Source organism: Rhodococcus sp. NPDC060176 (assembly GCF_042728675.1).
Taxonomy (GTDB): Bacteria; Actinomycetota; Actinomycetes; order Mycobacteriales; family Mycobacteriaceae; genus Rhodococcus_F.
This window is the reverse complement of the sequence record NZ_JBHWYS010000009.1, coordinates 138,347-159,029: the sequence shown is the minus strand read 5'-3', so window position 1 is coordinate 159,029 and position 20,683 is coordinate 138,347. Positions and strand designations below refer to the sequence as shown.

23 protein-coding genes are annotated in these 20,683 nt (G+C 62.6%); 14 read left to right on the top strand and 9 right to left on the bottom strand.

The window, feature by feature from the left end:
• Positions 1 to 47: 47 nt before the first annotated feature.
• The 5 genes from ACFWEM_RS29320 (at position 48) to ACFWEM_RS29300 (ending at position 4,880) form a co-directional block, all read left to right on the top strand.
• Positions 48 to 527 (top strand): VOC family protein, encoded by a 480-nt coding sequence (locus ACFWEM_RS29320; RefSeq protein ID WP_378539231.1) that lies wholly within the window; start codon positions 48 to 50, stop codon positions 525 to 527.
• Positions 528 to 637: 110 nt separating this feature from the next.
• The gene (locus ACFWEM_RS29315; protein ID WP_378539230.1) at positions 638 to 1,600 is read left to right on the top strand and encodes an iron-siderophore ABC transporter substrate-binding protein; all 963 of its coding nucleotides are present in this window, start codon (positions 638 to 640) and stop codon (positions 1,598 to 1,600) included.
• A 168-nt stretch (positions 1,601 to 1,768) separates the two neighbouring features.
• The gene (locus tag ACFWEM_RS29310; protein ID WP_283303001.1) at positions 1,769 to 2,467 is read left to right on the top strand and encodes a CPBP family intramembrane glutamic endopeptidase; all 699 of its coding nucleotides are present in this window, start codon (positions 1,769 to 1,771) and stop codon (positions 2,465 to 2,467) included.
• Positions 2,468 to 2,536: 69 nt separating this feature from the next.
• Positions 2,537 to 3,937, top strand: a complete 1,401-nt coding sequence (locus ACFWEM_RS29305) for an amidohydrolase family protein (RefSeq protein WP_378539229.1) — start codon at positions 2,537 to 2,539, stop codon at positions 3,935 to 3,937.
• A gap of 1 nt (position 3,938) precedes the next feature.
• Entirely contained in the window at positions 3,939 to 4,880 is a 942-nt protein-coding gene (locus tag ACFWEM_RS29300) for an antibiotic biosynthesis monooxygenase (protein ID WP_378539228.1), read from the top strand.
• Here the strand turns inward: ACFWEM_RS29300 and ACFWEM_RS29295 are convergent.
• Positions 4,868 to 5,107 carry a PLD nuclease N-terminal domain-containing protein gene (locus ACFWEM_RS29295; RefSeq protein WP_378539227.1) on the bottom strand — a complete coding sequence of 80 codons (240 nt, stop codon included), beginning with the start codon at positions 5,105 to 5,107 and terminating at the stop codon, positions 4,868 to 4,870. The two genes, ACFWEM_RS29300 and ACFWEM_RS29295, sit on opposite strands and share 13 nt — an antisense overlap.
• Positions 5,108 to 5,987: 880 nt before the next feature.
• On the opposite strand from ACFWEM_RS29295, the gene ACFWEM_RS29290 reads away from it, so the two are divergent.
• Positions 5,988 to 6,770: a DUF1906 domain-containing protein gene (locus ACFWEM_RS29290; RefSeq protein WP_378449024.1), complete on the top strand. Its 783-nt coding sequence runs from the start codon at positions 5,988 to 5,990 to the stop codon at positions 6,768 to 6,770.
• On the opposite strand, the gene ACFWEM_RS29285 is transcribed toward ACFWEM_RS29290, so the two are convergent.
• Positions 6,757 to 7,257 carry a nuclear transport factor 2 family protein gene (locus ACFWEM_RS29285; protein ID WP_378539226.1) on the bottom strand — a complete coding sequence of 167 codons (501 nt, stop codon included), beginning with the start codon at positions 7,255 to 7,257 and terminating at the stop codon, positions 6,757 to 6,759. The two genes, ACFWEM_RS29290 and ACFWEM_RS29285, sit on opposite strands and share 14 nt — an antisense overlap.
• Positions 7,258 to 7,492: 235 nt before the next feature.
• Positions 7,493 to 8,938: an MFS transporter gene (locus ACFWEM_RS29280; protein ID WP_378539225.1), complete on the bottom strand. Its 1,446-nt coding sequence runs from the start codon at positions 8,936 to 8,938 to the stop codon at positions 7,493 to 7,495.
• Positions 8,939 to 9,024: 86 nt separating this feature from the next.
• Here ACFWEM_RS29280 and ACFWEM_RS29275 point away from each other — a divergent pair, with 86 nt between their 5' ends.
• The gene (locus ACFWEM_RS29275) at positions 9,025 to 9,483 is read left to right on the top strand and encodes a MarR family winged helix-turn-helix transcriptional regulator (RefSeq protein WP_378539224.1); all 459 of its coding nucleotides are present in this window, start codon (positions 9,025 to 9,027) and stop codon (positions 9,481 to 9,483) included.
• Here the strand turns inward: ACFWEM_RS29275 and ACFWEM_RS29270 are convergent.
• The 3 genes from ACFWEM_RS29270 to ACFWEM_RS29260 form a co-directional block, all read right to left on the bottom strand.
• The gene (locus tag ACFWEM_RS29270; protein ID WP_378539223.1) at positions 9,474 to 9,875 is read right to left on the bottom strand and encodes a hypothetical protein; all 402 of its coding nucleotides are present in this window, start codon (positions 9,873 to 9,875) and stop codon (positions 9,474 to 9,476) included. The genes ACFWEM_RS29275 and ACFWEM_RS29270 overlap by 10 nt on opposite strands.
• 78 nt (positions 9,876 to 9,953) lie before the next feature.
• Positions 9,954 to 10,697: a hypothetical protein gene (locus ACFWEM_RS29265; protein WP_003945233.1), complete on the bottom strand. Its 744-nt coding sequence runs from the start codon at positions 10,695 to 10,697 to the stop codon at positions 9,954 to 9,956.
• A gap of 271 nt (positions 10,698 to 10,968) precedes the next feature.
• Complete coding sequence (locus ACFWEM_RS29260) at positions 10,969 to 11,271, bottom strand: 4a-hydroxytetrahydrobiopterin dehydratase (RefSeq protein WP_283301546.1); 303 nt, start codon at positions 11,269 to 11,271, stop codon at positions 10,969 to 10,971.
• A gap of 16 nt (positions 11,272 to 11,287) precedes the next feature.
• On the opposite strand from ACFWEM_RS29260, the gene ACFWEM_RS29255 reads away from it, so the two are divergent.
• On the top strand, positions 11,288 to 11,713 hold the full coding sequence (locus ACFWEM_RS29255) for a (deoxy)nucleoside triphosphate pyrophosphohydrolase (RefSeq protein WP_378539222.1): 426 nt from the start codon (positions 11,288 to 11,290) through the stop codon (positions 11,711 to 11,713).
• On the opposite strand, the gene ACFWEM_RS29250 is transcribed toward ACFWEM_RS29255, so the two are convergent.
• A complete protein-coding gene (locus tag ACFWEM_RS29250) occupies positions 11,691 to 11,867 on the bottom strand; it encodes a hypothetical protein (protein WP_003945207.1) in 177 nt (58 codons plus the stop codon). The genes ACFWEM_RS29255 and ACFWEM_RS29250 overlap by 23 nt on opposite strands.
• A 324-nt stretch (positions 11,868 to 12,191) precedes the next feature.
• Between ACFWEM_RS29250 and typA the strand changes: the two genes are divergently transcribed.
• The 6 genes from typA to ACFWEM_RS29220 all read left to right on the top strand — a co-directional run bounded on the left by typA (position 12,192) and on the right by ACFWEM_RS29220 (position 18,591).
• On the top strand, positions 12,192 to 14,099 hold the full coding sequence (gene typA / locus ACFWEM_RS29245) for a translational GTPase TypA (RefSeq protein WP_378539221.1): 1,908 nt from the start codon (positions 12,192 to 12,194) through the stop codon (positions 14,097 to 14,099).
• 149 nt (positions 14,100 to 14,248) lie between these two features.
• A complete protein-coding gene (locus ACFWEM_RS29240; protein WP_378539220.1) occupies positions 14,249 to 16,027 on the top strand; it encodes an ABC transporter family substrate-binding protein in 1,779 nt (592 codons plus the stop codon).
• Complete coding sequence (gene mshB, locus ACFWEM_RS29235) at positions 16,024 to 16,908, top strand: N-acetyl-1-D-myo-inositol-2-amino-2-deoxy-alpha-D-glucopyranoside deacetylase (protein WP_378539219.1); 885 nt, start codon at positions 16,024 to 16,026, stop codon at positions 16,906 to 16,908. Before ACFWEM_RS29240 ends, mshB begins: the two co-directional genes overlap by 4 nt.
• A 117-nt stretch (positions 16,909 to 17,025) precedes the next feature.
• Positions 17,026 to 17,184, top strand: coding sequence for a hypothetical protein (locus tag ACFWEM_RS29230; protein WP_003945210.1), 159 nt, complete (start codon positions 17,026 to 17,028; stop codon positions 17,182 to 17,184).
• Positions 17,185 to 17,277: 93 nt separating this feature from the next.
• Complete coding sequence (locus ACFWEM_RS29225) at positions 17,278 to 17,694, top strand: hypothetical protein (RefSeq protein WP_378539218.1); 417 nt, start codon at positions 17,278 to 17,280, stop codon at positions 17,692 to 17,694.
• Between the two features lie 51 nt (positions 17,695 to 17,745).
• Positions 17,746 to 18,591 carry a uroporphyrinogen-III synthase gene (locus tag ACFWEM_RS29220; protein WP_378539217.1) on the top strand — a complete coding sequence of 282 codons (846 nt, stop codon included), beginning with the start codon at positions 17,746 to 17,748 and terminating at the stop codon, positions 18,589 to 18,591.
• Here the strand turns inward: ACFWEM_RS29220 and ACFWEM_RS29215 are convergent.
• Positions 18,551 to 20,122, bottom strand: a complete 1,572-nt coding sequence (locus tag ACFWEM_RS29215; RefSeq protein WP_378539216.1) for a PH domain-containing protein — start codon at positions 20,120 to 20,122, stop codon at positions 18,551 to 18,553. The two genes, ACFWEM_RS29220 and ACFWEM_RS29215, sit on opposite strands and share 41 nt — an antisense overlap.
• Entirely contained in the window at positions 20,119 to 20,622 is a 504-nt protein-coding gene (locus ACFWEM_RS29210; protein WP_214885416.1) for a PH domain-containing protein, read from the bottom strand. Before ACFWEM_RS29210 ends, ACFWEM_RS29215 begins: the two co-directional genes overlap by 4 nt.
• Between the last annotated feature and the right edge of the window lie 61 nt (positions 20,623 to 20,683).

Below are 20,683 nucleotides of genomic sequence, written 5' to 3'. Positions count from 1 at the left end.
TATAACCCTGTACGCCTGATTCGAAACTTCTCCGACAAGGACAGAACATGCCTTCCATCACTCCCTGTTTGTGGTTCGACAACCAAGCAGAAGAAGCAGCGAACTTCTACATCTCGGTGTTCGGTTCCGGGCAGATCCTCGGAATTGAAAGGTACGTCGAAGGATCGCCCTCCGGAATGCCGGCGGGATCGGTGATGACTGTCAGCTTCGAGCTCGACGGTCAGCGATTCACCGGCCTGAACGGCGGACCGATGTTCACGTTCTCGGAGGCGGTGTCATTCGAGATTCCGTGCGTCGATCAGGCGGAGGTCGATCACTACTGGTCCAGGCTGACCGAAGGCGGGGAAGAAGGCCCGTGCGGCTGGGCCAAGGACAAGTTCGGATTGTCCTGGCAGGTAGTCCCGAATCGCCTCCTCGAACTGATGAAGGATCCAGACCGAGCCAGGGCACAACGCGCCACGGACGCGATGATGAAGATGAAGAAGATCGATATCGCAGAGCTCGAACGGGCCGCAGACGTGTCCTGAACACGATCTGGCCGATGGGCGACAGTCTTCGTTAGCTGATGCTAGCCTTCCCTAATTCTCGCTGGAGCGTTGGAGGAGTGCTGGTAACCATGCGGATCAAAGTCTCTCGAATGAAGATTGCAGTCACGGCGGTGACTGCCGCGCTTGCCGTCGCCGGGCTTGCCGGTTGCAGTAGCGACAGTGCTGACGCACCGGCCGAAGCGGGCGCAACCATTTCGACGATGTTCGGCGACGTCGAGGTCCCGGCCGACCCGCAGCGCGTCGTGGCGCTTGGTTGGTCGGATGCCGAGACGGCACTCGCTCTGGGCACTCAACCAGTGGGCGTCGCGGACTGGATGGCGTTCGGCGGCAAGGGCGTCGGACCGTGGATCGCGGACGAGTTCACCACCGACCCGAAGATCCTCGGAACGATGGACCTGAGCGTCGAAGACGTCATCGCGCTCGAACCGGACCTCATTCTGTGGACGCGAAGCGACAACACGCAGGCGACCTACGACAAACTCAGTGCCATCGCGCCGACGGTCGGGCCGCCTCCAGGTCTCGCCACGGCCTACGGGACGACGGTCGAGCAGCAGACCGAACTCGTCGCCAAGGCACTCGGCAAAGAATCGGAAGGCAAGGCGCTACTCGACGGCCTCGACGCCAAGTTCGACGCCGCGATTGCCGCCAATCCGAACTTCGCGGGCAAGACCGCGGCGGTCGGCGCCTACAGTTCCGACGGGTACGGCGCCTACGTACCCGGCGACGCACGCGCAGATTTCATGACCCGTCTCGGCTTCACGATTCCGGCCGCGATCACCGAGAAGGCCACGGGCAATTTCTACGTTCCGGTCGCCAACGAGAACCTCAACCTGTTCGACGCCGATCTCACCGTGCTGTTCCCGATCTTCCTCGACAGCAGTGCGTTTGCGAACGATCCGCTGTTGCGTGCCATTCCGTCGGCCCAACAGGGGCACTTGTTGATCCTCGATGACGTTTCGCTTGTCAATGCGTTCTCGAGTGGCTCTGTACCGGGGCTGACCTACGCAATCGACAACGCGGTTCCGAAGTTCGCGAGCACGCTCGGAGCCTGATCAGAGCGTTTTCGGGGCCTGCCCGTCACTGTGAGCGTGTTCGCAAACAGTGGCGGGCAGGTCTCGTGCGTCCGTACACTGGATAAAGTGAACTTTCAGCTAACGAGCGGCGCCCCCGTGGAGATCGGTCCAGTGGAGACCGCAGCGACCGCTCCTCGTTTTCCGCGGATGCATGCATACGTGGATATCGCTGTTGTGATCGTGGTGCTGGTGGGAACCAATTTGATTGCACACTTCACCACCGCGTGGGCGAGCATCGCCACGGTACCTATTTCTGCTCTTGTTCTGTTGGCGCTCACCAAGCGCCGGGGAATGGGTTGGGCGGAGCTCGGGCTGTCGCCTCGTGACCTGCGGAAGGGGTCGAAGTACGCCCTGGCCGCCGTCGGCCTGGTCCTGACGGTTGTCGCCGTCGGCGCGCTGCTTCCGCTTACGCGCCCGTTTTTCATGGCGGATCGCTACGCCACGATTTCCGGCGCCATCATCGCGTCGATGATCGTCATTCCGCTCCAGACCGTCATTCCCGAAGAGTTGGCTTTCCGCGGCGTCCTGCACGGCACATTGAACCGGGTCAGTGGATTCCGGGGCGTCGCAGCGGCCGGTTCATTGATGTTCGGACTGTGGCACATCGCGTCGTCGATGGGTTTGACCAGCGGCAACGAAGGGCTTTCCGGCTTTCTCGGTACCGGAGTCGTCGGTCAGGTCGCCGGAATCCTCGGGGCTGTTCTCGCCACCGCTGCAGCCGGTCTCGTATTCACCTGGCTCCGTCATCGCAGCGGCAGCCTCATTGCGCCGATCGCACTGCATTGGTCGTTGAACGGGGCGGGCGCGCTGGCTGCGGCTCTCGTTTGGCATGCAACTCTTGCTTGATCCCAATATCTGACAAAAAGGACAGCATTCGTCGCGCGGTTCCGGGTGGTTTTGTGCTTTGCTCAGTAAGTGACGCACCTTCATCGAGGCCATGTCTTCCACATTTCCGGTCGTCCGACGGTTGAGGATGCGGCGCAGTCGCTCGTCTCGATCCCCGACGGCGTGTTGGCGATCGACGATGCGGGAACCATCGTCTACTGCGGAGAATTCGAATCACTCCCGAGTGAACTCGAAGGCGCTGAAACCCACGATCACCGGCCAGGATTCCTGCTGCCCGGATTCGTCGACGCGCACATTCACTTCCCGCAGACGTACGCCGGCGACGCGTACGGCGGCGGTCAACTCCTCGAGTGGCTCGACCTCTGTGTCTTTCCCTCCGAATCGAGGTTTGCTGATCCCGAGTTCGCCCAGCACGCCGCCGAGGCCTTCTGCGCTCGCCGAATCGCCACGGGAACCACGGCCGCGATGGTGTTCGGATCGGCCTTCCCGCACGCGCAGGACGCCCTGTTCTCGGAAACTCTGAAACGCGGCCTTCGGGTGGTCAGCGGGCGGGGGATTCAAACCACCGGCCCGGCCTCCGCTGCTGCACTGATCACTTCTGAAGAGGACGCGATCAGACTCACTCGCGAGGAGATCGACAAGTGGCACGCGTCCGACACCGGTGACGTGAACACTGCGTTGGTTCACGTCGCAGTGGTTCCCCGATTCTCCCTCGCAGTGACAACACAGACGCTGAAAGACTTAGGCGAGTTGTACGACTCGGTCCGCGACCGCGGCGTCTACTTCCACAGTCACCTCAACGAGAACAACCGGCCGGGAACCGGCGAGGTGGCGACCACGCTGGCCGAGTACGAGGTCGAGACCTATCTCGACACGTACGACGGCAAGTTCCTCCCCGGCTCGCAGGTCGGCGGAAAGAGCTTCCTGGGTCCGCGCGCGATTCTCGCGCACTCGGTGCACTGCCAGGACTCCGAACTCGCACGAATGGCCGAGACCGGAACCTCGATCGCACATTGTCCGACGTCCCAACAGTTTCTCGGCTCCGGCACCATGCCGTGGAAACGAACCGTTGCGTCAGGGGTCAACATCGCGATCGGGTCGGACTTCGGCGGCGGTGACGAGTGCCTGCTCACCCGAGTCCTCGGCGACGCCTTCAAGGTTCACATCTCCGAAGCCGACGACGACGGAGTATCGATGCACCCCGCCGAACTGCTGTTCACCGGAACTCTCGCCGGTGCTCGCGCGCTGGACATGGAGAACCGGATCGGCAACTTCGACGAGGGCAAGGAGGCCGACTTCCTGGTGATCGATCCGTCCGGATGGCCGCCGCTCGCCGGGCTCGTCAACCACGGAACGCGTTCGGATGATCCGATTCTCGCCCGCGACCAGACGCTCTTCGGGCTCCTGATGGCGATGCGCGAACCCGCGATTGCGCACGTGTACGTGCAAGGGCGCCGGGTGTCGGGCTGACGTGTCCGCAACCGCCATCACCGGGTACCACCGAACGAGTTCGGGATTCCGGGCGTGGGTAGAGCGTGCGGCCGAGATCGCCGGTCGATTCGACGGCTACCTGAGCTGCGCTGTCAGTGATCAACCGGAACCGGCGTCGCACGGGTTGTCCGTCACTTTCGCCAGTGCCGACGATCTTCATCGCTGGCTGGAGTCGACTGATCGCCGCGATCTCGAAAGATCTGCTGCAGCAACGGGAATTCTCGCGCAGACGAGTGATCTGGTACTGGTCGACGGCGTTCTGCCGCCGCCCGGTATCGGTGTGTACGACCACGCCGTCGTCGTGGGTAAGGAGAACGAGTTTCTGCGAACGCAACGGCACCTCATCGATCTCAGTTCGCGATTCTCCGGCTACGAGTCGGTGATGTTGTTGCGGTCGGTCACCGACTCCACCCAGTGGAAGTCCGTCCTTCGGTTTCGGACCGAGCAGCAGTTGGCGGTGTGGATGGCGTCGCCTGAAAGGGCCGCGGCACTACCGAAACTGCGAGCCGAGCTAGCCGAGGACTTCACCGAGACCACGCGGTCGACACCGTTCGGCACGATTCTGCGCACGGAGAACGGGCAGACCCGTGCAACGCCGAATTGGAAGACGGCGATGATCATCCTGCTCGTTCTTTATCCGACGGTGATGACGCTGTCGAGGTTTCTCGGGCCGTTGCTCGACGGGATCGGAGCGCCGCCGTGGCTCTCGATGTGGCTGAGCCAGATAGTCAGCGTCGGCGCCATGACGTGGTTTCTGATGCCGACGGTCACCAGGTGGTTCCGCCATTGGCTGGACCCGGTCGACGGCGCCGTCCCTCGCACCAACTGGCGCGGCGTCGCGGCGGTTATTGCGGTGTACGCAGCGACTCTGACGCTGTTCGCGTCGGTGAAGTGGCTGCAGTTCTGGGACTATTTCGACTGAATCCGGCCTCGGCGGAAGTAGGCGAGCGGTCCGAAGAAGTTGACGAAGATAATTGCTGCCCACTTCTTCTTGCTACCGTGCACCGTTTCGGCAGGTCGTCGCGCGAGGTCGATCCACGCGGCAATCGCCAGCAGGGACTGAATCGCTGCGAGCAGGGCGACGACGCGGCGCTGCGAGGGTGACAGCTCACTCCAGGACTTCTTTTTCGTGAAATTCATGAACTCCACTTTGCTCTCGAACGTTCAATTTGTGTCGAGATGGGGTTGCAATCGGCACCCGAAGTTCCCCGAAACGGTGTGAATAGCGTCACCATGATGACCGCTAAGTATGGTCTGGTGGGCTGCCGGGACGGTCGTTTTCGGCGTAAAGATCTCGCTAACCCGAACTGTGGCTGAGTGTTTGCGCGCGCACTAAGCTCGCGTGGCCCAATCCGCGAAAGTGATTTGGCCAATCTGCTGGTACGCGCACTATGGAGTGCAACATCCACTCTATTAAGTAAGGCTTGCCAATCTTGTAGTCGATGTACAGATTTGATGCTGAAGGGTAGCTACTATCGGGAACGATGTTCGGAATGTGTCAATAAATCGTCCGTAGGTGACAGTTTGATCACTGCATGTGTGTGTTACCTGTGTGTATGTCTGTGACCTGAAGGGGCCGAAATGTAACGTCCCGGACACATTTGGTGTCGCGGAAGTAACGGAAGACCTCTACTCTTATCGCCAGCAGCCACTCACGTGGCAGCAAATCCTCTGGACCGTATCTTCGACAGGAGCACATCGCATGAGCAGCGCAGAATTCTCGGATGCTTTCACCTTCCTCAACGACTTCTTCAGCAACGCGTCTGATCTCTTCAGCGCTCTGAGCTTCTTCACCTCGCTCAGCTGATAGCTTCCGGCCGATAGGCCGACCCAGTGGCCCCCGAAGACGACGTCTTCGGGGGCCACTGTTGTCTGCCTGATTATCTGCCTAGCGTCCAATTTGGTGACAATGTGAGCATTGTTGGCCAAGTGCATGGCGGGGTTGATGTGACTGTGGTGGAATGCGAGCGAAAGAAGATAGCTTGCCTGCCCGCCACTTCGAGCGGGACACGCCGATGATCGGAGCTTTGTGCACGTCTCGCGAAGAAACCTCTTCAAGTACGCAGCCGCTGGATCGGCGGCTGCCGGACTCGCTGCATTGAGCGGTACGACGTCGGTGGCCAATGCCGGTTCGCTCGGGACCCTGCTCGATTACGCCGCCGGTGTGCCGTCCGCTCAGGCAATCAAGGCCGCCGGGTACGCAGGCGCCATCCGGTACGTCTCGGATCGACGGCCGGGCGCCGATTGGATGGTCGGTAAGCCCGTACTGGCGCGGGAAACCGACGCGTTGACGGCGGCCGGACTCCAAGTCGTTTCCTGCTATCAATTCGGCAAGGGCGGAACAGCGGACTGGCGCGGAGCCCGCGAGGCCGGCAAGCGTCATGCGTCCCGTGGTCTCGAACTACATGCTGCGGCCGGTGGACCGTCCGGTCGGCCGATCTACGCGTCGATCGACGACAATCCCACCAGTACCGAGATCACGACGCTGATTGCGCCATACCTCGAGGGGTGGGCCTCGGTTGTGGGCAACGGGGCACTCGGTGTCTACGGAAACACTCGCGTGATCGACGCGATGATCAGTGCAGGGGTCGGAACCTGGTTCTGGCAGCACAACTGGGGCTCACCCGCAGGGTATGTGCACCCGCGGGCAAACCTGCACCAGTTCGAAATCGACAAGCGCAAGGTCGACGGCGTCGGCGTGGATCTGAATTCGATCCTCACACGCGATTACGGGCAGTGGTCGTTGGCAGGCTCGGTCGGTCCGGTCCAGCCAGTCGGGTCCTCGTTGCCGACGGGATCTATCGCACCATAGCGCCGAATTTGGCGAGCCAGGCCTTGGCGTCTTCGGGGAGGTTGCCCGCCGCTTCGGCGGCGAGGCACCATGCTTTTGCCATCGACAGAAAGTTCATCGGGTTGTATGCGTCTTCTTCGCGAGACCACAATCCGTCGCCTGCGTAGTGCAGGATCGTGATGTTGGCGGCGCCGTGCTCGGATCCGTCACCCGGATCCTCCATCGGATTGTCGATCTCGCACACGATCCATCCACGCTGCTCGTCGACGACGAACCAGTTGGCCGGGAACTCGGTCATCCGGCGCCCTGGGAACTCGGTCATCGTGCGAGTCACCCACTTGCGTACGGCCTCTCGGCCGTCGAGGGTGCCGAAGGCGTGTTCCACGTAGACGACGTCCTCGGTGAACATGTCCGCGAAGGCGTTCCAGTCGCCGGAACGAGTGCACTCGACAACGGTGTTCTGGTAACCCGCGAAGGCATCTTCGAGTTCCGTGCGTGTCCAGGTCATGAAAGGCTCCTCGGGTAGTCGTCGCCTCAAATTAGAACACGTTCCAGAATTGATTGTCGGCGATTCGATGCAGAAGAGTTCTGCGGTACCGTCGTTGACGGGTCGGGGACCCGTTATGTGAGAGGGCACCACGTGGATATCATCATCAATTTCATCTACACGCTCCTGTCGAAGTTGCAGACGGGCAGCATCGAAGGCTCTTCGGAGAAGTGAGTCCTCCGCCGGGTTGATTCCCTTACGAGACTTTCTGTTTGGGAATCAATCCGGCGAACACCATTGTCACGACGGCAGCGGCGATGGAAATCAGGAACGTGGCGCGAAACGCCTCGAACGAGGGGATCACTGCGGTGCCGACCGTGATGGTCATCCCGGCCAGAACGACGCTCACGATCGCGGCAGACGTCGACGTGCCGATCGATCGCATCAGTGAGTTCAGTCCGTTCGCGGCCGCGGATTCCGTGATGGGTACCGCGCCCATGATCAAGGCCGGCATGGCCGAGTAGGAGAGTCCGACGCCCGCGCCGATGAACATTCCGGCCACGGCGACCTGCCAGACGCTCGACACCGTGAAATATGCGAAGGCATAACCTAATCCGATGACGAGGGCGCCAAGCATCAACGTGATTCGTGGGCCACGCCAAGCCGAAATTCGAGCGGAGACGGGTGAGAGCGCCATCATGACGAGTCCACCGGGGGCCAGTGCGAGTCCCGCTGCGACCATGGACAGTCCGAGTCCGTAGCCGGTCGACGTCGGCGCCATGAGGAGTTGGGGGAGCGTCAAGGAATTGCCGTACATGGCAAAACCGACAGCGATCGACGCGAAGTTGGTGAAGAGGACCTGCGGTCGGGCCGATACGCGAAGGTCTACCAGTGGTGCGCTGCGTCGAAGTTCCCACCATCCCCACACCAGGAAGCTGAGCGCGGAAACCGCAAGGAGTCCCAGTGTTTTCGCGTCGCCCCACCCCCAAGTCCCGCCTTTGGTGATGGGCAGCAGCAGGGTGATCAGGCCGACTGTGAGGCCGAGCGCTCCGACGAAGTCGAAACGGCCCGGGCGTCGTACGGTCGATTCGGGAATGACGAACGCAACCAGTGCGATGCAGATCAATCCGAATGCTGCCGAGGTGACGAAGAGAAAGTGCCAGTTGGCATTCTGAGCAATCACTGCGGCGATCGGCAGTCCGATCGCACCGCCGACGCCGAGGGTGGCGCTCATGACCGCCATGGCTCCGGCCACTTTCTTCGGTGGAAGAACGTCACGAATGATGGCTATGCCCAATGGAATTGCCCCGACCGATGCTCCTTGAAGTGCACGGCCGACAACGAGCACGATCAGTGAAGGCGCGATCGCGCAGATGGCCGAGCCCAGAACGACCATCCCGAGACTGACCAGCAGCATTCGTTTCTTGCCGAACATGTCGCCGAGGCGTCCGCTGATCGGCGTGATCACGGCGGCGGCGAGGAGCGTTGCCGTGATCGCCCACGACGTGTCGGCGGGAGAAGAGTTCAGCAGGTGCGGCAATTGCGGAATGATCGGGACGACCAGCGTCTGCATCAAGGCAACGACGATTCCGCAGAGTCCGAGAACGGTGAGCACGGGACCCGACGGTGCGTAGTTCGTGTCCGTGGTTTTCGTTTCAGGGGTATTCCCGTCGACATTCGACGACCCTGTGTGAACGGACATTCGGCTCCCGCCCTGGCATGTTCTGTTTCGGTGCGTTCGCCCCAGTGTGCACGCTACACATCGTGTGTAGTCTGCACAATATGAGGATGGACCGGGAACCCGAACTGGTGAATATCGAGTACGAGTTGACTCTGCTCTCGCGCTACCACGCGCTTGCTCAACGGGCCGAACTTCATCTGGACCGCTCGGCGTATCTACTGCTCGGTCGACTGGAATTGCAACATCCCATGAGCCTCAAGGAGCTCTCCTGCGCTTTCTCGCTCGACATCTCGACCATAAACCGGCAGATCGGCGCGCTCAGGCGTCAGGGCTTGGTGGAGCGGGTGGAGGATCCGGACGGTGGCCTGGCGCGAAAGGTCCGGCCGACAGCGCAGGGGCTGTTGAAACTTCGTGCTGATCGCGAACATTCGACAGCGGGCGTCGAAAAGGTCCTGCGCGAGTGGACGCCCGAGCAACGTCTTGCGCTCGGTGATCTACTCAGGCAATTCAATACCTCGGTCGAAGCCCTGGAAGGCCGCGACTGGCCGCGACCGAATCAGGTCTGAGAGTGCGAAACGGACCGCAGCGAGCGATCCGGATCGCTCGAATCCGATTCCGGCGCAATGACAACAAGTTTCGGATGTTGCTCGGGCGCTGCGTGATTTCCACGCCAGGAGAGCAACGACCAGCGTGACAGCCCGGACAGCGCGGACCCGAGACTGACGAACGAGCCCGAACTCAGGACCGATGCCGTAGATCCGATGCTTCCGATGGAAAGGAAAGAGCCGACACTACCGATCGACAGTATCGAGTACGCCGATCCGATCGACAGGATGGACCCCTCGGATCGGATGGACAGTATCGATCGAGTCGACTTGTGCGACCGTATCGACTGGTCGGCTGGGCTTGATTTCCGGTCTGAACGGCCATGCGTGATGTCCACTCGTAGATGTCCCATCTATCGGGTCTATCACGGTGCTCGGAGATGCAAAAGGGACCCACCGAAATTCGGTGGGTCCCTTTCACGAGACTTCGATCAAGCTACCGCGAACATGCCCACGGTCGGGAGGAAGCTGCAGGTGATGCGGTCTGCGCCTTCCGGCTGGGTGGTCAGCGAACCGCTGATCACCGAGAGGACGCGTCCGGGGCCTGTATCGGCGATAGCCGACAGAGTGGCGGGGCCGTCCGGGTTGATGCGCGCGGCGTTGGTCAGGTTCTGGGTTGCGCTGCGCTGGTTGTCGATGTTGACCCAGGTCACGGTCATCGGCACCGGCTGGTCGTCGACGGCGGGAGCCGTACCGAGAGCGGTGAAGACGAATCCGGCCTGACCGGCAGCGGGGCCGGGAGGAGGCAGGTGAGCCGGGCCGGGAACAGCAAGTGCGGTTCCGACCGAATCGGCGGTTGCCGAGATGCAGCCCTTGCCCAGTGTCGGGTACAGGAACTGCGCGATGACGGGGGCGTTCTCGTCCGGGATTGCCGGTCCACCACCGCCGCTGCCGTCGAGGAAGGTGATGACCTTCTCGAGGGTGGCTTTGATCTCGGGCGGAATGCCGGGGGAGTTCAGGATCGCGCGAGCCTGGTCGAGCAACGCTTGCTGCGGGCCGCCGGCGACGTCAGCCGGGCCTGCAGCGGCACCGATGATGGCGGGCGCAAACGAGGCGAGGAACTCGATCGGCACACTTTCGGGTGCGGGCGGTGCTGCCGGATCGGCCATTGCCTGTGCCGGCAATGCCAGTCCTGCTACTGCGGCAATAGCGACGGCGGTGAACGCCTTTCGCATACCTCGGGTTCGAAGCACTGTTTCCCCATCCTTAGTCATACCGCGCGGGCGCCTAGGCGAGCTCCGCGTTTGACGGCTCGAGGGGTCACTCTATGTACAGAGCCCCCGGGTTGTACAGCTGTTCAGTTGCTGAGCAGCTACGCACCGGGGGGAGTCTATGGCATGACCGGCCTCGATCGTGATTTACGGCGACCATACCTGTGACTGAAGTGATCTATGTGAAAGTTGATGCAACTGTTACGTCAGATTGCGAGGATTGTTCACTCGAAGATCAGTCGAAACGGACCGAATCGTCGACAAGTACGTCAATTCGACGGGCCAGGTCGAAGTCCAGATCTGTGAGTCCGCCGGCCGAGTGTGTCGAGAGTGTGTACGTGACCTTGCGCCATCGAACGTCGATGTCGGGATGGTGATCTGCGGCCTCGGCGACGGCCGCGATGCGTTGGAGAAGGGCGATCGCGTCCGGGAAGGTCGCGGAGTCGACGGTGCGAGTGATCGAGCCCGGGGACAGCTGCCAAGCGGGCAGTTCGTCGAGTGCGCTTTGGATTGCGGAGTCGGACAACAAAGTGGCCATACTCCATCATGGTGCGATGAGTGATGTGCCTGCAAGGGATCGCGAAGTTGTTGCCGGCGCGATCTTCCGTGGGGGAAGGCTGCTCCTCGCGCAGCGGACGAGTCCGCCGGCGTTGGCCGGCCGCTGGGAACTGCCGGGCGGGAAGGTCGAGGAGTTCGAATCACCACAGAACGCGTTGGTGCGAGAGCTACTCGAGGAACTCGCGGTCGAAGTTCGGTGCGGCGCCAGAATCGGCGTCGACGTGCCATTGTCGCCGGGGTTGGTCCTGCGGGCGTACCGCGCGGAGTTGGTATCGGGAGAACCGGTCGCGCTCGACCATGCTCAGTTGACATGGGTTGATGCCGAAGAACTGTTGTCGATGGATCTGGTCGACAACGATCGGGCCTGGATCCCTGAGCTACTCGAGGAATTGAGCGCGCTTACGCCGCACGAGCCTTCTTGAGACCGGCTTTGAGTTCCTTCTTGGATGCGCCCTCGTTCTCGAGCTTCTTCATCCGCATGATGACGACGGGACACTTGATGCACCGCGTCTTCTTGCGGCAGCACTTCTTTTTCGGCTTGAGTTGCGAGACCTTGCTTGCCTTGACTTTTCCCATGTGACGCTGCGGCTTTCCTGTTTCACTACGGCGGAGAGCCCGCTCTTGGAACGAGGTTAGCGTACCCTTAAACACCCTGTTTCTCCAGGTCGTAATCCTACCCGCTTCAGCGTGGTGCAAATCACTATTGGCTGGTGGGGGCGGTGATAGAGGCCGCACAATGCAGGAGTATCCGCTCGGAGCGAGTAGTATTTACTAGGCCGCGGTGCCTATTCAGGCGATTCGTGCCCTGATTCGGATCACACACTCGTGCAGCGGCCACCAGAAGAGCCGTGCGACTTGACTTTCGCGTGGCCGAATCAACTCAGCCAGGAGAGCCATCGCGTGACCATCACCAGCTTCCGTAACGTTGCCATCGTCGCACACGTCGACCACGGCAAGACCACCCTCGTCGACGCCATGCTTCGTCAGTCCGGCGCGTTCGAGGAGCGCGCCGAGCTGGTCGATCGCGTTATGGACTCCGGCGACCTCGAACGCGAGAAGGGCATCACCATTCTCGCGAAGAACACCGCAGTACATAAGGTCAACGAAGACGGCTCCATCACCGTCATCAACGTCATCGACACCCCCGGCCACGCCGACTTCGGTGGCGAGGTCGAGCGCGGCCTGTCCATGGTCGACGGCGTCGTCCTGCTCGTCGATGCGTCCGAGGGACCACTGCCGCAGACGCGTTTCGTGCTGCGCAAGGCGCTCGCGGCTTCGCTGCCCGTCATCCTGGTCGTCAACAAGACGGACCGCCCCGACGCCCGCATCGAAGAGGTCGTCACCGAGGCTCAGGACCTGCTCCTCGACCTCGCATCGGATCTGTCCGACGAAGCCGCCGAAGCCGCTGAGCTCGCACTCGAACTGCCTGTCCTCTACGCGTCCGGTCGCGAAGGCAAGGCATCGACCGTGCAGCCCGCCAACGGTCAGGCCCCCGACGCCGAAGACCTCACCGCGCTCTTCCAGGTTCTGATGGAGTACGTCCCCGCGCCCAAGGGTTCGGTCGACGCACCGCTCCAGGCTCACGTCACCAACCTCGACGCGTCGGCATTCCTCGGTCGCCTCGCACTGGTTCGCATCCACAACGGCGAACTGCGCAAGGGCCAGACCGTGTCCTGGTGCCGTGAGGTCGACGGCGAGCCCGTCATCACCAAGACCAAGATCACCGAGCTGCTCACCACCATCGGTGTCGAGCGCGTTCCGGCAGAGGTCGCCGTTGCCGGCGACATCTGCGCAGTCGCAGGTTTCCCGGACATCATGATCGGCGACACCCTTGCCGACCTCGAGAACCCGGTACCGCTTCCTCGCATCACCGTCGATCAGCCGGCCATCTCGGTCACGATCGGTACCAACACGTCACCGCTTGTCGGTCGCGTCAAGGGCCACAAGCTGACCTCCCGCATGGTCAAGGCTCGCCTCGACCAGGAGCTCGTCGGTAACGTCTCGCTCAAGGTCCTCGACATCGGTCGCCCCGATGCATGGGAGGTCCAGGGTCGTGGAGAGCTCGCTCTCGCCATCCTCGTGGAGCAGATGCGTCGCGAAGGCTTCGAGCTGACCGTCGGCAAGCCGCAGGTTGTCACCCAGATCGTCGACGGCAAGGTTCACGAGCCTTTCGAAGAGCTGACCATCGACAGCCCTGAGGAATACCTCGGCGCCATCACGCAGCTCCTCGCGAACCGCAAGGGCAAGATGGTCCAGATGTCGAACCACGGCGCAGGCTGGGTTCGTATGGAGTTCATCGTTCCTTCGCGTGGCCTCATCGGCTTCCGCACGGACTTCCTCACGGAAACCCGCGGCACCGGCATCGCCAACGCAGTGTTCGACGGATACGGCCCGTGGGCCGGCGAGATCCGCGCGCGCCACACCGGCTCGCTCGTCTCGGACCGCTCCGGCACCGTGACACCGTTCGCCATGATCCAGTTGGCTGACCGTGGAACCTTCTTTGTCGAGCCCGGTGCAGACACCTACGAGGGACACGTCGTCGGTATCAACCCGCGTCAGGAAGACCTCGACATCAACGTCACCCGCGAGAAGAAGCTGACCAACATGCGTCAGTCTTCCGCAGACGTGATGGAGACCCTCGCAAAGCCGATCAAGCTCGAACTCGAAGCAGCGATGGAGTTCTGCTCCAGCGACGAGTGCGTCGAGGTCACCCCGGAGGACGTCCGCGTCCGCAAGGTGCACCTCAACGCAACCGAGCGCGCTCGTGAGCGCTCACGTAGCAAGGCACGCGACAAGGCTGCTCTGTAGTCTTCGTCGGTTACAACCTGACAGGCGAATGTGCCTTTCAGCCGAGTTTTCGGCGGAAAGGTACATTCGCCTTCATGGTTTCCGGGCGAAAGTACTGCCCGGAAACGAGTGCGAAGGGGCGACGCGGCCCCGTACGGAAGGAATTGTCTGTGGCCTCAGGACGTCGCTACCTGGCGTTGGCAGTGGCAGTGACGGCGTTGTCGCTGACTGCATGTACAGCCGATCCGCCGCCTCCGGTCGAGAGCACCGAAACCGTCAAGCCCACACCGACTCCGGTCGTCCCGGCGACGAAGCAGGTCACTGTGGCAATCGACGAGGTAGGAGGCGGATTCAACCCGCACCTGCTCGCGGATCAGTCGCCGGTCAACTCCGCAGTCGGTAATCTCGTGCTGCCCAGTGCGTTTCGCCCGATCAAATCGCCGACGCAACCTGGTGCGACCGAGTGGGCGATCGACGATTCTTTTCTCGTTTCGGCTGAAGTGACGTCAGAGGCTCCGTTCACGATTCGCTACCAACTGCGCAACGAAGCCCAGTGGTCGGACGGTGCTCCCATTGCGGCAGAGGACTTTCGCTACCTGTGGCAGCAGATGATCTCGGTTCCCGGTGTGGTCAACCCCGCGGGCTATCAGATGATCGACGACGTGAACTCGTCCGGCGGTGGCAAGGCGGTCAACGTGGTGATGCGTGCACCGTACCCGGCGTGGCGAGAGTTGTTCACCGATATTCTTCCGTCCCACCTGATCAAGGACACTCCCGGCGGTTTCAGCACCGGACTGAGCGAGGGGATTCCGGTGTCGGGAGCCCACTTTCACGTGCGCTCTGTCGACCGTGGCCGGGACGAAATCGTGCTCGAACGCAACGACCGATTCTGGGGCAAGCCGTCCGACCCGGATCAGATAGTTCTGCGACGCGGCGGAACGGCGTCGCAGTTGGCGGATGCCCTGCGCACCGACGACGCTCAAGTGGCGCAAGTTCATTCGGGTAGTGCGACCGATATTCAGCTGTCTGCGATCCCGGGTGTCAGTACCGCATTCTCGTACGTTCCGCGCACTCTCGACATCAACGTGAACGGGCGCAGCAAGAACTTCGCGGACGTTCGGGTCCGTAAAGGTGTTCTGGGACTGCTCGATCCGGACCTGCTCGCCGTAGTGGCGGCCGGGAGTGAATCGGCGTCGGCCCCGGTGAAAGCTCAGATCCTCGCTCCGTCGGATCCGGGATACGCACCCACCGCTCCGCCGAAGCCGACCCGAGAGCAGGCGCTGGGTGAGCTGACTGCAGCCGGATACCTGACGACGCCGGCCACCGGAATCGTCACGGGCACTGGGACAGTCGGATCGATCGTCCGGGACGGTGCTCAGTTGACCCTGCTGATCGGTGCCCCCGAGAACGACGACATCGCGATCGCCGTGGCAAACACCGCGGCCGACGAACTGCGCGACGTGGGGATCCTCGCGACCGTCGAATCGGTGCCGCCGGAGGAACTCTACGGCGAGGACCTGACGACAGGACGCGTCGACATGATTGTCGGTTGGAGCCGGGCAGGCGCCGACACGGCCACTTCACTGGCCTCGCGGTTCAGTTGCCCGAGCGCACCTTCCACTCCGGCAACAAGTTCGGCGGTACCCGCACCGACGCCGTCTCCGGAGCCTGTCCGCACGACAAGCGTCGAGGCTCCGAGCAACCTGTCCGGGCTCTGCGATCCTGCGCTGCAAGGTCGGATCGACGAAGCGCTCAGCGGCGTCGGGGATCTCGGATCGTTGATCGCCGATGCGGAGCCCAAGCTGTGGGACCTCGCGGCGGTCTTGCCGATCGTGCAGAGCCGAGCGCTGGTCGCGGTCGGGACCGGAGTCGAGGGCGTCGTCCTCGACGGCCCGGTGCAGGTGGGGATATTCGGAAACGCGACGGACTGGGTGAGGGTGGCAAAGTGACGACCTCGGCGAAACGACTGCTGTTGGTACACGCACATCCGGACGACGAAACGATCACCACTGGAGGCACCATCGCGCGTTACGTGGCCGAAGGCGCCGAGGTCACGGTCCTCACCTGCACGTTGGGAGAGGAAGGCGAAGTCATCGGTGACGCGTGGGCGGGGCTCGTGGCTGCCGAGTCGGATCAACTCGGCGGTTACCGGATTTCGGAACTGAGCGCAGCGCTGTCGGCACTGGGCAGTGCCGCTCCTCGATTCCTCGCCGGCGCCGGTCGGTATCGCGATTCCGGAATGATCGGCACACCGTCGGCCGCCAATCCCCGTGCTTTTGTCAATGCTCGACTCGACGAGGCAGTTGGCGCGGTGGTCGCCGTCATTCGTGAGATCAGGCCGCACGTCGTGATCACGTACGACCGCAACGGTGGCTACGGGCACCCGGACCACATTCAGGCACACGCGATCACGACAGCGGCCGTGGAAGCTGCAGCAACGACGGCGTATCCCGAGGCCGGCGATCCGTGGACGACCCCGAAGTTCTACTGGACCGTTACCGAGCGCAGTGGACTCGAGCGTGGCATCGCGGCCATTTCCGAGTTCCCGGCGAACTGGCGCCTGCCCGAGCCCGCGGAATTGCCGAGCGTCGATGACGGAGACGTGACAACGGCAATCGACGTTCGCGGCGTCATCGATACGAAGGCGCGGGCATTGAGCGCCCACGCCACTCAGGTGACGGTAGCCCCGAGCGGAGCCGAGTTCGCATTGTCGAACAACGTGGTTCAGCCGATCCTGACGGTCGAGCATTTCGTGTTGGTGGCGGGGACGCTCGGTCCGGTGGGTGAGGACGGTCGCGAGAGCGATCTGTTCGGCGGGCTGCCTGGCTGACGTGATCTGACCTGCGCGTCGGCTCACAGGCATTGCGATCGACGCCGTAGTGGTGTGTGATGCGTGTCACCGGATGGGTGGTCCTTTCGGTAACAGCAAAGCCTGGGGGCTGAAGAAATGTACAACTGGGACCTGCAGAACCAGATCGTTGCCTTCGTCGATTCGTTGCGTCCGATGGCTGGTTACTACCACGACTTGTATTACGGATCGCTCTACGCATTCGCGGATCAGCAAAGTCATCTGCTGACGCTTCTCGGGTTCCCGCCGGTTCCCTGATCGTCTTTGTTCTTTTCGGGCGCGAGCCGGGGTGCTTGTCGGGAGGGGACCCCGCGCTCGCGCGATGGCGACCGATAGACCACTATCAAAACCATGATCACGGTCGAGAAGAACACGGACGCCTCGACAGGAACGTCGCTGTCGTGGCTCGACCCTGTCATCCTTGGCGTCCTGATTTTCGACGGATTCCTGTGCGCGGTGCTGTCCGTTCTGTTCCTGCCGACTCATCTCGGTACGACGGCATTTCCCATCAGCATTCTCGTAGCCGCAGTCGCGAACCTCGTGTTGGTGATCGCGGCCCGCACTGTCACGACTCCGGGCAGAGCCGCATTGCCGCTCGCCGGTTGGATCGTCGGGTTCTTGGTGTGCATGGTGGGCGGCCCCGGCGGCGACGTGCTGGTGCTGTCGTCCCCACTGACGTTCTTGCTTTTGGTCGGTGCTATCGCTCCGGCCGCAGTTTTCCTTTTCAAAGTGGCAATCAACAGGCTTGCCACCCTCAGTTCGCATTAGTTCTCGGCGCGCGCGTAGGAAACTGACCCGTGCATAAGGGACACTCAGCCTGTGGCTGAACATGATCTGGCGGGCGCGACGATCGCCTTGACCGCAGAACGGCGTGCCGAAGAATTTGCGACGCTCCTCGAACGTCGAGGTGCAGAGATCGTTCGGACGCCGGTGATCCATGTACTGCCGTTGGTGGACGACCGAGACCTGCGCACCCAGACCTCCGCCCTGATCGCCGATCCACCGGATCTGGTCGTGATCAGTACCGGAATCGGCTTTCGCGGATGGCTCGACGCCGTCGCGTCGTGGGGTTTGACCGACGAGTTCCTCGGAGCTTTGGCCCGGACACGAATCATCGCCCGCGGCCCCAAGGCGACGGGTGCCATTCGAGGCGCCGGATTGCGTGAGGAGTGGTCACCTTCGGGTGAGTCGTCCGAGGAAGTTCTGGCGCACCTCGGAAGTGAGGGAGTGGCGGGCTTACGCGTCGCAGTCCAGTTGCACGGCACCATCACCGAATGGGAGCCGTTGACGGATCTGAGCGCTTCCCTTGCCGATACCGGCGCGATAGTCACTCCGGTGTCGGTCTATCGGTGGATCCGGCCGCCGGATCAGTCGCCCGTCCGCGCGCTGGTTGCTGCAGTTCGTTCCGGCGCAATCGACGCGCTGACCTTCACCAGCGCCCCCGCGGTCTCCTCGATGCTCAGCACGGCAAAAGAAATGGGCGAGCTGGAGCGGTTCGTCGCAGCGATGCGCGGACCGGTACCGACCTACTGCGTGGGACCGGTGACGGCCGCCCCGCTGGAGCTGCTCGGTGTTCCCACCATCCAGCCGGAGCGATCGCGTCTCGGTTCGCTGGCGAGGCTCATCATCGACGACCTGCCCAGACGTCGCCTCCGCCCGGAGTGACCGCCTCGATCAAAGCCCACGCGTTCTCGGCGGGGAGATCGATCACCTCGTAGCTTCCGGTGCCGGCGGGCGTCGCGGCGACGACGGTTGCCACGCCTGCGCGACGTTGGAAGAACGTCTCGCGCACCGTCCAGCCGATGACACCTTCGGATTCGAGGCTGTGACGCTGGCGATCGAGCGAGCCGCTTCGGGTGATCAACCACCCCGGCAGAACTGCATGGCCGAGGCCGTTGTATCGGTCGTAGGCGAGGGCAGCGCCGCCGATCGCGAGTACAGCGACTCCGAACCACGCATAGATCGGCACGTGGAGGCCCGATGCCGCGCACGCCACGCAGACCAGGAACGCCACTGCCGCCAGAAACAGAGCGCGGGTGTACCGGCGACGCCGCGCGGCCGGGCCGTGATTCATCAGGGGAGCGGACGCTTGGCGTGAGTCACCGATCACGGTGGCCATCACTCGCTCGGCCTCCTTGCGCGGTCCCTGCGGGAGCAGCAGCGAAGATTCCTTCTTCTCGGCACTCACGCCCGTCATGATGGCGTCGAGGCGCGCGCCGCGGGCCAGACGCAGCAGGAGTGGTTCCTTGAGCGTCGTGCCGCGGAGTCGGGCCCGGTCGAGTGTGGTCTGCCGGGTCTTCAACAAGCCGTGACTGACGTGCAGGATGCGGCCGTTGTCGGTGAGCTTCATGTTGCCGAACGCGATCAGATACTGAACGCAGGCGAGTGCACTCGACAGCACCAGCAGCACGACGAGTGCGATGACGACCATCACCGCGATGCCGAGGCTCTCGAGGGAGTCGAAGCTGTCGCTGACTGCCGAGGACTTCGCGACGGCAGTGCCGATGCCGTATTGGAACGAGATGCCGATGATCGCCGCGATGATGGCGATTCCCGTGAACGAAAAGGGGGCGTAGCGAACCCAACTCGGCTCCCAATGGCCGATCTCGGTGTCGACTGGTTCAGCGATGTTTTCGACCGGAGTGCCGGGGACCTCAGGTTTGCGTGCCTGTTGCGCGCCTGCCAACAGCGCGGCACGGAGGTCCGGAACCAGGGTGGTCGAGAGGGCATTGAGTTCGAACTTGTTCGAATCGTGGCCGCTCCCGGCACGTTGGCCGGTCCCGATGCGCACGATCGACAGCCCCAGCAGTCGGTGCATGACCCCGGCCTCGACGTCGACGGATCGGATGCGGATACGCGGGACCGAGAGCAGCTTTTTCTGGAATACCCCGGTGCGCAGTTGAACGTGAACGGGCCCGATGCGGTACGTGGTGGTGAAGTACCGCAACAGACCGAAGACGACGAGCAGAGTGACGACGCCGAGTCCCCACCAGTGATTTCCGGATTGGCTGCCGAGAACGACGGAGACGAGTAGGACCGGGAGGAGTTTGACGACTTCGTTGACGGGGTGGACCAGAAGCATGCGGCGGTCGAGGCGGAGCCAGGGCTGCTCCTCTTCTGCTGCCTCGGCAGCCGCCGTTTCCGCCTCGACCGGGATCTCGATCGCGGTCGGGTCGCCCAACTGTTTCTCGTTCATGTTGCGTCCCCCACGTTGGTGCCCGCGATCTCCGTCAGTTGCGCCACTGTGCGGTCGGCGATTTCCTGGTCGAGTGCGGAGATCTTCACGGCCCCGGCCGACGACGCCGTCGTAACAGTCACGGTTGCCAGGCCCAACATGCGGTCGATCGGTCCGCGCTCCGTGTCCACGGTCTGCACGCGCGAGATCGGTGCGATGCGTCGTTCCTGGGTGAACCAGCCGGTGCGTGTGTACACCGCGGTGTCACTGATTTCCCATCGGTGGACGCGATACCGCCACGCCGGAACCATCAGAATATAGGTGGCGGCGAAGAGCACGGTGACTGCGAATACAGTGCCGACCACCCAGGATGGGATTCCGGGTATCAAGACGGCACAGACGATTTCGGCGACGATGACAGGTACCCAGAACAGTGAGGCAGTGATTGCCCACAGCCTCGGGGCTTTGGTGCTGGGACGCCATAGTGGGTCGGCCATGGTCAGCGGTTGCGGCGCAGTCATGGGCACTACTTTGGTCGAGTGAGGGGCGATCTGTCGACATCGGCCCTATCGTGGAGTGTGG